The 12,005-nt window shown below is 65.0% G+C and carries 6 protein-coding genes; 4 read left to right on the forward strand and 2 right to left on the reverse strand.

Annotated features, from left to right (window positions below; translation table 11 throughout):
• Nucleotides 1-79: 79 nt before the first annotated feature.
• The 4 genes from B2747_RS02280 (at nucleotide 80) to B2747_RS02295 (ending at nucleotide 8,903) form a co-directional block, all read left to right on the forward strand.
• Nucleotides 80-2,926 carry an SNF2-related protein gene (locus B2747_RS02280; protein WP_291156349.1) on the forward strand — a complete coding sequence of 949 codons (2,847 nt, stop codon included), beginning with the start codon at nucleotides 80-82 and terminating at the stop codon, nucleotides 2,924-2,926.
• A gap of 169 nt (nucleotides 2,927-3,095) precedes the next feature.
• Nucleotides 3,096-4,367, forward strand: coding sequence for an ATP-binding protein (locus B2747_RS02285; protein WP_291156353.1), 1,272 nt, complete (start codon nucleotides 3,096-3,098; stop codon nucleotides 4,365-4,367).
• 34 nt (nucleotides 4,368-4,401) lie between these two features.
• Nucleotides 4,402-6,144, forward strand: coding sequence for a site-specific DNA-methyltransferase (locus B2747_RS02290; RefSeq protein WP_291156356.1), 1,743 nt, complete (start codon nucleotides 4,402-4,404; stop codon nucleotides 6,142-6,144).
• A complete protein-coding gene (locus B2747_RS02295; protein WP_291156360.1) occupies nucleotides 6,141-8,903 on the forward strand; it encodes a DEAD/DEAH box helicase in 2,763 nt (920 codons plus the stop codon). Before B2747_RS02290 ends, B2747_RS02295 begins: the two co-directional genes overlap by 4 nt.
• Before the next feature lie 827 nt (nucleotides 8,904-9,730).
• Here B2747_RS02295 and istB read toward each other — a convergent pair.
• Together istB and istA are read right to left on the reverse strand one after the other, a co-directional pair.
• The gene (gene istB, locus B2747_RS02300) at nucleotides 9,731-10,561 is read right to left on the reverse strand and encodes an IS21-like element helper ATPase IstB (protein ID WP_291156363.1); all 831 of its coding nucleotides are present in this window, start codon (nucleotides 10,559-10,561) and stop codon (nucleotides 9,731-9,733) included.
• Entirely contained in the window at nucleotides 10,561-11,871 is a 1,311-nt protein-coding gene (gene istA, locus B2747_RS02305) for an IS21 family transposase (RefSeq protein ID WP_291156366.1), read from the reverse strand. The genes istB and istA overlap by 1 nt, the downstream gene beginning before the upstream one ends.
• Nucleotides 11,872-12,005: the final 134 nt, after the last annotated feature.

The following is a 12,005-nucleotide window of genomic DNA, read 5'->3' on the forward strand; positions in this document are numbered from 1 at the left end:
GATGTCGCATGCTGGAGACAGATAGTGATGGCAGAGCAGAGCGAAACGATCGCCCTGACTACGGAGTACATTTCCTCACATGCGCGGGTCTCCAGACGCACCCCTCACCACCGACTACCACGCCGCCTGGTGGGCGCTCCAGCTCGTTGCCAGCGAGGCAACCGGGACGGTGTCCGACCTCGCCCGCTCCATTGCCAACGCCAAGGTCGACCTCAACCCGCACCAGGTCGACGCGGCGCTGTTCGCCATGCGCTCCCCGCTCGCGCGCGGGGTCATTCTTGCCGATGAAGTGGGACTCGGCAAGACTATTGAGGCCGGTCTTGTCATCGCGCAGCGCTGGGCCGAGCGCCGCCGCCGTATCTTGCTGATTGTTCCGGCAACCCTGCGCAAGCAGTGGGTCGAGGAGCTCCGACAGAAGTTTGGCCTCCCCGCGGAGATCCTCGATCAGCGCACACAGTCGCTGGATCGTACCGACGCCATCTTGGTCACGTCGTATCAGTTTGCCGCCGGCCGCGCGGCATCGGTGGCAGGTGTGATGTGGGATCTGGTCGTGTTCGACGAAGCGCATCGGTTGCGCAATGTGTACAAGCCGGGCAGCCGTATTGCGGCTGCGCTGCGAGACGCCACAGCGCAGGCGCCCAAACTGCTGCTCACCGCCACGCCGCTGCAGAACTCCCTGTTGGAGCTGTACGGGCTCACGTCGTTCGTCGACCCGCACTGCTTTGGCGACGAAGCCTCCTTTCGCGCCCGCTTCGGCTCCGGCGCCGCGCTCGACGCGCCCGCGGCGGCCAGCCTGCGTGAGCGGATGAGTGGGGTCCTCACCCGCACGCTGCGCTCGCAGGTGCTCGAGTACGTGCGGTTCACCAATCGCATTCCACTTACGCAGAACTTCACCCCCTCTGCGGCCGAACAGCAGCTCTACGATCTGGTCAGCGCCTACCTGCAGCGTACCGATCTGCTGGCCATTCCCCCCAGCCAGCGGGCGCTGCTCACGCTGGTGCTGCGACGCCTGCTCGCTTCATCATCGTTTGCCATTGCCGGCACCCTGCGCGCGCTGGCGGCTCGGCTCGAGGCTATTGCCGGGGCCACAGCAACGAGCCACGCTCCCCAGATCGACGCGGCCATCTCGGGCGACTTCGATGGTCTGGATGAACTGAACGACGAGTTCACCCAAACGGATGGTCCAGATGCCACCACATCTGCGCCCGATCCAGCTTCCGAGCTCGCCGAGCTGCGGCGCTATGCGGCGCTGGCTGAGTCCATCGATGGCAACGCGAAAGGCACAGCGCTCCTCGCCGCCCTCGAGTCGGCCCTCCATCGCGCCACGGCTCTCGGTGCTGCACGCAAAGCAGTTGTGTTCACCGAGTCGCGCCGCACGCAGGAGTATCTCGTGCGCCTGCTCGAAGCCAACGGCTATGCGGGCCAGGTCGTGTTCCTCAACGGCCAGAACAGCGACCCGATCTCCCGCGCCCGCTACGAAGCCTGGCGAGATGCGCACGCCGGCACCGCTTTACTCTCCGGCTCCCGCGCCGCCGACACGCGCGCGGCCATCATCGATGCCTTTCGTCACACGGCAACCATCCTCGTCGCCACTGAGGCAGCCGCCGAAGGGGTGAACCTGCACTTCTGCTCGCTGGTGGTGAACTATGACCTGCCATGGAACCCGCAGCGCATCGAGCAACGGATCGGCCGTTGTCATCGTTACGGCCAACAGCACGACGTGGTGGTGCTCAACCTGGTGAACACCGCCAACGCGGCCGACAAGCGGGTCTTTGAGCTGCTCGCGGCCAAGTTTCGCCTCTTTGAGGGGGTCTTTGGTGCGTCCGACGGCGTGCTCGGTGCACTTGAGAGCGGCGTGGACATTGAACGGCGGATTGCCCAGGTGTACCAATCGTGCCGCACAACCGCCGATATCCACGCCGCCTTCGATGCGCTGCAGGCTGAACTGGAGGCCGAGATCGCCGACCGCATGGAGCGGACGCGCCGTGCGGTGCTTGAACACTTCGATGACGACGTGCAAACCCGTCTGCACGTGCATCGTGAGCAGGCGCAACAGGCCCTCGAGGCACACCAGCGCACCCTCTGGTCACTGGCTCGGCACGAGTTGGCCGGACACGCGGACTTCGCTGCCGATGCGCCCCGCTTTCGCTACCACGGAGACCTGGCACCGCGTGGCTGGTATGCGCTGCTCTGGCCCGATGCCGACCGGCTCGGTGATGCGTTCTTCCGGCCGGATCATCCATTGGCTGCGGCGCTCATCGAGCGGGCGCTCAGCCGCGAGTTGCCGGCTGCCCAACTCACGCTGCAGTTCAGCCAGCGCCAACCGCCAGTGTCCGCTTTGGCCGAGTTCAGCGGCGCCAGCGGCTGGCTGGTGTGCGGGCAGTTCACCGTGCATTCACTGCAGACAGAGACGCATTCCGTGCTGGCGGCCGTCAGCACCGATGGCCGCGTCCTCGATGAGGAGCAGGCCCGTCGTCTCCTCACGCTGGATGTGGTGCAGGAGGTACCGGCGTCGTTCGCTGCCGTGGCGCTCGCGGTCACGGCAGCGCGGGAGGAGGCGTGCCAACGTGTGCTGGCGGAGGTGGAGCGTCGCAATGCCGGCTGGTACGATGAGGAGGTGACCAAACTGGATGCCTGGGCCGACGATCTGCGACTGTCACTGGAGCGGGAGCTCAAGGAGCTCGACCGGCAGATAGTGGAAGCCCGAGGAGTGGCCCGCGGTGCCGATACGCTGGCCGCCAAGCTGGACGCGCAGCGTGCGCTCAAGGCGCTTGAACAGCGCCGGAACGTGGCTCGGCGCGAACTGTTCGACGCCCAGGACCGCATCGCCGAACGTCGGGACGAGCTGATTGCCGCGGTTGAGCGGCAGATGGCGGTCCAACACGCCTGGAGCGAACGGTTCGTGGTCGGGTGGCGGCTGGTGTGAGCTCACGTTGAAAGTTTCTGCAGACACTCCCTTCCCTAAAGGACGGAAAGTGTGTAATCTTTCACTTGCACAGTGAAAGTCTGACCATAAGCTGTCCTTCCAGGAATGAAAGATGGCCCAAGATCAGCCGGTATCCCGCGAACGACTACGCGATAAGCTCTCTGAAGCGATGAAGACCGCCATCCCGCCGCGCATCGCCCGTGATGTGCGCGTGCCCGGGATACCCGGCAAGGCCCTGGCGGTTGTCGGCGTGCGCCGCGGTGGGAAAACTTCATTTCTGCTGCGCCGCATGGCCGAACAGATCGCCGCGGGGCGCTCGCGCGAGTCGCAGCTGCTCCTCGAACTCGAGGACGAGCGACTCGTCGGCCTCACGGCGGCCGACCTGGGTTGGCTTGTCGAGGAACATGGTCGCCGATATCCCCACGTACGGCAGGGCGGTACGCTCACACTCTGTTTGGACGAAGTACAGGTCGTGCCCGATTGGGAGACGCTCGTGCATCGCCTGCTGGCGGCGGGAGACGTCGAGATCGTGGTCTCGGGATCGTCGTCCAAGCTGCTGAGCAAGGAAGTGGCCACCTCGCTCCGCGGCCGGGCGATGGAGGTGCTCGTCCACCCCTTCTCCTTCCGCGAGACGCTCCGTCACGCCGAGTCGGAACCTGCAGAGCCCTGGGAGCGGCTGGCCGCCACCGAACGCGCGGTGCTAGATCAGGCGCTGCAGCGCTATCTCACGGTGGGCGGATTTCCCGAGGCGCAGCGTGCAGACCCGATCGATCGCAGCGACCTGCTCACCGGGTACGTGGACACCATGGTGCTGCGCGATGTGATCGAGCGACACAGCGTTACCAACGTGCGGGCACTGCGCTGGCTGCAAAGGCACCTGCTGGCCACACCGGGCGGTAGCGTGTCCGTCAAGAAGCTCTACGACAGCCTGCGTTCGCAGGGGATCGGCGTGGGAAAGGACACCGTGTACGATTGCGTGAACCATCTCGAGGATGCGTTCCTGCTGCGCAGCATCACCATGCACAGCAGCTCCGAGCGGCAGCGCATGAGCAACCCGCGCAAGGTCTATCCGGTGGATCCCGGACTCATCGCGGTCTACGAGACTGCGGGACGCACGCATCGCGGGCGGGCGCTCGAAACAGCCATCCTTCTGGAACTGGAGCGCCGGAGATACGCGGTCGACTGGTACCGTACCGAAGAGGGATGGGAGGTCGATTTCCTTGCCACGCGCGCAGGTGCGACGCCGCTGCTTGTGCAGGTATGCCTCGATACCTCGGCCGACGACACCTGGGATCGTGAAGTCCGCGCCCTCATGTCAGCGTCCGCCGCTAATCCAGAGGCAGAAGCTCTGCTGGTCACCCTCGATCCGACACCGCCGGCGCGCGAGTTGCCGGGCCGCCTGCAGTGGATGCCGGCGGCACGGTGGCTGCTTGAGCCATGAACGCACTGTCAGACCCCTATTGCACCATACCCGCATGACGCGCTCGCAGAAACTGGAACTCACCTGGGTGGGCAAGGACGACCGTCCGCGCCTCGAACCGCGCATCCTCATCGAAGACCCGGCGCTGTCGTACCACGCGGCGGCACGCGTCACGGCAAATGATCGCTTCGACAACCTGCTCATTCAGGGCGACAACTTGCTCGCGCTCAAGGCGCTGGAGCAGGAGTATGCGGGAAAGGTGAAGTGCGTATTCATCGACCCTCCGTACAACACCGGGAGCGCGTTCGAGCACTACGACGATGGTGTGGAGCACTCGCTGTGGCTATCGATGATGCGCGACCGAATAGATGTGCTCTATCGCTTGCTTGCGGGCGATGGAATTCTGTTCGTAACGATTGATGCGAACGAGCTATTCTACCTCGGAGCGCTGCTAGACGAGCACTTCGGCCGGAGAAATCGAATCGAGGTCGCTACCTGGAAGAAGAGCTACGGTGGCGGCGCAAAATCACGGTTTTTTGTGAACCAGCATGAATACGCACTCTGCTATGCAAAGGACATTGCAAGATTGTCGCCATTCCTCCTGCCTCCTGACCCTAAAGTCCTCAAGTACTACAAGTATCAGGACGAGTACTTTCACGTCCGCGGACCCTATCGACTTCAACCGCTAGCTACCAACAGCATGGATCGCAGGCCAAATCTACGCTATAGGATCGTTAGCGATGACGGCGAGGACATCTGGCCGGAGAAGCAGTGGCAATGGAACGCCGAGCGCGTCACCGCCGCACGCGCGCGCGGTGAAATCGTGATTGTAAAGAAGTCCGGCAAGTGGTCCGTGAACTACAAGCAGTACCTCAAAGATCAAGCCGGTGAAGAACGGGGGGCAAAGCCAGTCTCGGTTATTGACGGGCACTATACGCAGCACGGTACCAACGAGAGCGTGGCGCTCTTCGGTCAGGACAACAAGTTCTCGTTTCCGAAGCCGGAAGGTCTTGTCGCCTATTTGATTGGTTGTTGCACCAGTCCTGGCGACCTCGTACTCGACTCCTTCCTCGGTTCCGGAACCACCGCCGCCGTCGCGCACAAGATGGGCCGCCGCTGGATCGGCATTGAACTAGGCGATCACGCCGTTACTCACTGTGTACCGCGCCTGCGCAAAGTGATCGATGGCGCCGACCCCGGCGGTGTCACAGCGCAGTCCAATTGGAAGGGCGGCGGCGGGTTCCGTTTCCTGCGCCTCGCGCCGTCGCTGCTCGAGCGCGATCACTGGGGCAACTGGGTGGTGAGCCGAGAATACAACGCCACCATGCTCGCCGAGGCGGTGTGCAAGCTGCATGGGTTCCGCTACGAGCCCAATCCGCAAGTGTTCTGGCAGCACGGCAGGAGCACGGAGCGCGACTACCTGTACGTGACCACGCAAACGCTTGATGCGCGCCAGCTGGAGTGGCTCAATGAATCGGTTGGCCCCGACCGCTCGCTGCTGGTGCTCTGTCGCGCCTGGCTGGGTAGCGCCGAAGCGTGGCCCAACCTTTCGCTCAAGAAGCTTCCAAACGCGGTCCTCGGCCGCTGCGAGTTTGGGCGGGACGACTACTCGTTGCGCATTGCGGCCCTGCCCGACGCGCCCGTATCAGCAGCCGATGACACGGAAAGCACCAAAGCCCAACCTGAAGAGAGCGGTGCCCCTGGGCAGGCCCAATCCCGGAAGGCCAAGGCGAAAGCGACGAAGCGTGGGGCACAGAGCGACCCGCAGACGGACCTGCTGGCCGAGGGCGACGCATGAACGAGCGTGCCGTTCGCGAGATAGCGCAGCGCCTTTCGCTTCGTAAACCGCAGCATGATGCGCTGGCCATGCTTGGCAAACTGGCCACTGCCCTGCAGCTCCCCTCCGCGGATGCCGATCGCCGCGCATTCGCCGCCATCAAGACCGGCGATCGCGAGGCGCAACGTGAAGCCTGTACGGCCGTGGCCCCGTCGCTCATCTCATTCGATCGAGCGTTTCCTAGCGCCACCTTCGCACTGGCCACCGGCGTTGGCAAGACACGGCTCATGGGCGCGCAGATCGCCTATCTGCATCGGGTGCACGGCATCCGTGACTTTCTCGTAGTCGCGCCCAATCTCACCATATACGACAAGCTGCGGCGCGACTTTACCCAGAACACGCCCAAGTACGTATTCGCTGGCCTGCCGGAGTTCGCCGCCACCCCACCGGAGCTGATCTCCGAGGACTGGGACACCGGCCGCGGCGTACGAGGCGCTGGTGGCGATCTGTTTCAGGAACGCGTGTTCGTGAACGTGCTCAATATCTCCAAGTTCGACTCGAAGGAAGGCGCCCGCATGCGCACCCTGCGGGAGACGATCGGGACAAGTTACTTCGAGTACTTGGCTGGGCTCCCCGATCTCGTTGTGCTCATGGACGAGTCGCATCGCTATCGAGCGGCTGCTGCCGCGACGGCGCTCAACGACCTGAATCCGCTGCTCGGGATAGAGCTTACCGCCACGCCGCAGGTGCAGCGCGGTACCCGGGTGGAGCCGTTCAGCAACGTGGCCTATCGCTATGGGCTGGCGAACGCCATCGCCGATGGGTTCGTGAAGAAGCCCGCCGTGGCCGGGCGCAGCAACCACCCAGTGGACACCAGTGATGTGGAAGCTCTGGACCGAATCAAGCTGGAAGACGCGCTGGTACTGCACGAGCAGGTGAAGGCCGAACTCATCGCGTACGCCGACCGCGAGGGCGTGAGACGGGTAAAGCCGTTCGTGCTCGTGATCGCCCGCGATACCCAGCACGCCGAGCAGCTGCAGGCCATGATGTCGGCGCGCGACTTTCACAGTGGCCTGTACGCCGGCCGTGTGATCACGGTGCACTCCAATCGGACCGGCACCGAGAAGGACGAAGTCATCCAGCGGCTGCTGCGGGTGGAAGATGCGGATGAGCCCACGGAGATCGTCATTCACGTGGAGATGCTCAAAGAAGGATGGGACGTCACCAACCTGTACACCGTGGTGCCACTCCGGGCGGCCAACTCCCGGACGCTCGTGGAGCAGTCAATCGGGCGCGGGTTGCGCTTGCCGTACGGCAAGCCCACCGGTGTCCCGGTCGTCGATCGGCTGACCATCGTGGCCCACGATCGGTTCCAGGAGATTGTCGATGAGGCGGAGCGCGGCGACTCGCCCTTCAAGATCGATCGCATCGATCTGAGCGAAGGCGATGCGGCGGCTCCGTTGGTGGCGCTCACTGTGGTGCCCACCATGGAGGCCATGCTCAGCGCGCCGGTCGTAGTGCAGGGTTCAGCTTCGAGCCCCTCCACCGTGGAGCCACCTCCGTCAGCCGCACCGACGGTCGCTCAGCCGGTGGCCAGCGCCCCGCCGTTATTCGCCAGCGCCGCGGAGGCACGAGTCGGCCAGGTGGTGTACGGGGCCCTGGATGCGTTCCGCACCTTACCCAGCAGCACTCAGCTTGCCGATGCGACGCAGCAGGCGGCCGTCGCAGCGATGGTGCGTGAAACGCTCAGCAAGGGACAGCTGGAATTCGGCGGCGACGCCAGCGCCACCGCCGTCGATGTGGAACGGGTCGTGTCGCAGGTCCTGTCCGCTGTCGTGGGGACTGTCATCGACATCCCCCGAATTCTCCTGCAGCCACTGGGTGAGACCATTGTCACGTACGACGACGTGCCGCTCCCCGACGGGGGTATGCGTTTCGTGCTGCCGGAGCAGGAGATCGTGGTGCGTGAGCTACAGTCACGTGAACAATTCCGAATCGCCGCCGGCTTGCCTGCCACCGAGGCGCGCATCGAGAACTACATCGTACGTGCGCTCATCGACGAACCGGACATCGACTACGACGCGCACGGTGACCTGCTGTATCGGCGTGCGGCCGAAGCGGTAGAGCACATTCGCACCTACGAGCCCGATGAGGACAAGCTCCACGGACTCGTCGCGTTTCACGCCCGATCCATCTCGGCCCAGATCGCCAGGCATCTGCGCGCGCATCGTCACGAAACGCCTGCCGGCTACGAACCGGTGATTAGCCATGGTTGGAGTAAGCCGGAAGGGCGCAGCCGCACCGTGGCTCGGGACGAGCCGATCACGAATTACCGCGAGCCTGTCACCAATAGGGCGCGTATCCGCCAGATGCGATTCGGCTACATGGCACGGTGCCTCTTTCCCGAGGTCCAATTCGACTCAGACGGGGAGCGGCGCTTTGCGGTGCTCCTCGAAGATTCCGCCGATCGTGCCACGCGCTGGTTCCGCCCGGGCAAGGCGGACATTCGCATTTACTGGAGTGCCGACCGCCAGTATCTGCCGGACTTCATCGTCGAGACCTCAGCCAATCGCCTGATCGTCGAGATCAAGGACCCCGAGCAGATCGTGGACACGGAGGTGCAGGCCAAGGCGCGGGCCGCGGTCGAATGGTGCCAGCACGCGAACGCGCACGCGGCGGTGCACGGCGGCAAGCCATGGCGCTATCTGCTCATTCCGGATGAGGCGGTGCTACACTCGGCGACGATCAATGGTCTTGTCGCGCGCTTCGCGGTCAGCTAAAGCAGTGGTAAGGTCGTAATCGCCTGCGAATCCTGGCGACAAGGGTTCGTACTATTCGGCATTCTTTCAGCTATCGATTGGGATCGAGCGAATGATGAAACTGGTATTCATCATTCGGCACATGGCGGAGCACGATCTCAACACGCCAACGACCGCTGACCTGAGGGCGCTCGGGTATGATCTCAAGGGCATCTATCGCGCCCTTGAGTTTGATGTGCCCTATGGAGATGGTGAAGCGACTTCGTCTGTAAACTCGCAGATCCACGATTTCCTCACAGAGTTTGCAGGATCCACCCGTTATCACAACCTCAAGTCCGTCACTATGGCTTCTGGCGGCCTCAGGCCGCGGGTATCCACGAGGCCTTACACGCACGCCTCACGCCTGTTTCGATCTCCGCACCGCGTGCGGTGCGGGCCGAGGCGCCGCCTGCCACACTCCCCGTGGTCCCACGCTGCACGCAGAGCGGCCAAGGCCACCTGTACCGGACGCGGCCGCCGCGCCGAGCGAGTCATGCCTTGGCTCGGTTGGATCCGCCATGACCCGTCCCCCGCGCGCTCAGGTCCTCAACTCTCTCAGTGCGCCCGCTTGCCGGATGCGCCGCCGCGGCGTGCCCACGCGTCAGCCGACAGCCCCTTCCGACCACGGCGACCGGCTCGTGGTCATCGCCACATCAATACATCGGCTCTTGCCTCAGCCACCAGCAGATCGCTGGGCTGCCCACCGCACACTGGCGGCGGGCTCACACCCGCAGCAAACTCCATAGTTGTGCAAGTACACCCAAAGTCCCGCATCTGATGAACAGGCAAATCCCCGCGGTCGCCTGGGGTTAGTTGGAGCGGGGGCTGTCCGCTCGGGGGCCCTCCTTGGTAGGGCTAAGCAGGGCGCCGAGTTCACGGAGCCGGTAGCTCTGGCCGTCGATGTGAATGACCGCGACGTGATGGAGTAAGCGGTCAAGGATGGCAGTGGTCAGGATTTCGTCACCGGCAAAGATCTCCGGCCAGTCCCGCACATGCTTGTTGGAGGTCAGCAGGATCGAGCCGCGCTCGTAGCGGGTCGAGACGAGGCGGAAGAAGAGATTCGCCTCCATGCGGTCGAGTGGACGGAAGCCGACTTCGTCGATGATGAGCAAGCCGCAGTTGAAGTAGCGCCGGGCCCGTAGGCGGGCGGGTGGGGTCGTCGCGTCCGCCTTCAGCACGTGCATGAGATCATCGAGCACGAAGTGCGCGACGCTGAAGCCGTTCTTGATCGCGTTGACGCCGAGCGCGGCGGCCAAGTGCGATTTGCCGACACCGGGCGGACCGAGAAACAGCACGTTGGTCTTGTCGCGCAGGTACTGACACGTCGCGAGCAGATCGATCTGGCGGCGATCCGCCTTCGGCTGGAAGCCCCAATCGAAGCCTTCGAGTGTTTTGCCGGGCGGGAGCCCGGAGAGCTTGAGCATCGTCGCGATGCGCCGCTCATCTTTGCGCTCGAGCTGACTGGTCAGCAGCAGATCGAGAAAGGTGAGCGGACTGAGATCGTCGCGGGCGGCCTGCTCGATCAGCTCAGGCAACACCGCCGCCGGATGATCGAGGCCCAGGGTGGTGAGCTTGGTGATGACCGGATCGAGCCCGGTCTGCGGCGCGGCTGGCCGCACGGGGCGCTTGGCGAAGGCCATCACCGGCCTCCGGTGAGCGCCGCCAGCAGCGCGGTGTACTGCGCCATCGGCCGCGTGATCGCCTCGGGCGCGGGCAGGCGCTCCGCATGCGGGACCGTCGCGAGCTGCTGCCGCGCGCGCTGGCCGAGTGGCGTCGGCGCCAGCACCGTGGCGGTGCTCGCCCCGAGGTAGTGGCGCTCGTCGATCACGAGGCGCTCCACGGTGTGCCGTGGATGCTGGGCAATGACCTGCCCCTCGGCCCACACCACGACCTGCTGCGTGGTGCCGCGCACTTCGACCGTGCGCCCCACCCACGCAAAGGGCACCGAGTAGCGCCGCCCCTCGAAGCTCACGAGGCAATCGCGACTGACGGGCCGCGCGACCACGCAGTCGAACAGCTCGTGCAGCGTCGGCAGCGGCCGTAACTGCGCCTGCTCCGCTTGGAAGGCCTCGGCGATGAGCGTGCCCGTGATCGGACAGCGTCGCGTGGCATGCCACTCGGCACAGCGCTCGTCGAGTGCCGCCTGCAGCGGGACGAGCTCCGGCCAGTCGTAGGCGAACAGATCGGCGAAGTCCACGCGGCTCGTGCGCACGCTCCGCTCCGTCTTCCCCTTATCGCTGCCCGTCGCCGCGCGACACGGATCGACCGCGAAGCCGCACGCGCGCGCGAACGCCATGAAGGCGGGATTCAACACGGCCGTCGGCCCCGCGCCCGAGGCCACCGCGGTCTTCAAGTTATCGACGCGAATCCAGCGCGGCACGCCGCCGTACCGCGTGAACAACGCCAGGTGGCCCGTCTGCCACGCCAACTGATCCATGACGGGACTCAGCCACACGAACCGGGCGCGCGAGTGCGACAGCGTACCGATCAAGCCATGCAGCGGTCGGCGCGTGCCGCCGATGCGCACGACGACATCGAACCAATCGTGCTGGGCCTGCATGCCAGGCGGCGTCTCGACCCGCCGCACGGCCCGGGTCGGCCGCGCCGGGTAGTGCCGCGTCAGATGGCGGCGTACCGACTGATAGCTGCCTGTGAATCCGAACTCGCGGCGTAGCACGCCGTGCACCACCGAGGCCTCGATCCGGTCCATCGCCTCGCCACCCACGCGCGGATCGTCGAATCGCTGCAGTACCGCCGTAATCCGCTCCCCCCAGCCATCGAGGACGGACGCGCGCGCTCGGCGCCCATCGGGCGCGTCCTCGGGCCGCGCCAAGTGATAGCGCAGCGTCGACTCATCGACGCCCAGATCTCGCGCGACCTGCCGAACCGGGACGTCCCGGCCGACCATCTCTCGTGCCACCATCCGGTGCTCCTGCCGCAGCCGCGCCATCGTCTCCTCCGTGCCGGGGGCGTCGGGCTGCGTCGAGCCCGGTCACGAAGGGGGGCCACCGGTGGCGGCCCCGTCAATGGCGGCTGCGGGAATTTGCCTGTTCATCCCTGCGGGAATTTGGGTGTTCTTCTACA

Source organism: Gemmatimonas sp. UBA7669 (genome assembly GCF_002483225.1).
Lineage (GTDB): Bacteria > Gemmatimonadota > Gemmatimonadetes > Gemmatimonadales > Gemmatimonadaceae > Gemmatimonas.

What these genes read in the sequence shown, in the direction of transcription:
- istB (WP_291156363.1), bottom strand. Translation starts at nt 10,561, where the DNA reads ATGGCCTTCGCCAAGCGCCCCGTGCGGCCAGCCGCGCCGCAGACCGGG.
- B2747_RS02295 (WP_291156360.1), top strand. Translation starts at nt 6,141, where the DNA reads ATGAACGAGCGTGCCGTTCGCGAGATAGCGCAGCGCCTTTCGCTTCGT.
- B2747_RS02280 (WP_291156349.1), top strand. Translation starts at nt 80, where the DNA reads ATGCGCGGGTCTCCAGACGCACCCCTCACCACCGACTACCACGCCGCC.
- B2747_RS02290 (WP_291156356.1), top strand. Translation starts at nt 4,402, where the DNA reads ATGACGCGCTCGCAGAAACTGGAACTCACCTGGGTGGGCAAGGACGAC.
- B2747_RS02285 (WP_291156353.1), top strand. Translation starts at nt 3,096, where the DNA reads ATGAAGACCGCCATCCCGCCGCGCATCGCCCGTGATGTGCGCGTGCCC.
- istA (WP_291156366.1), bottom strand. Translation starts at nt 11,871, where the DNA reads ATGGCGCGGCTGCGGCAGGAGCACCGGATGGTGGCACGAGAGATGGTC.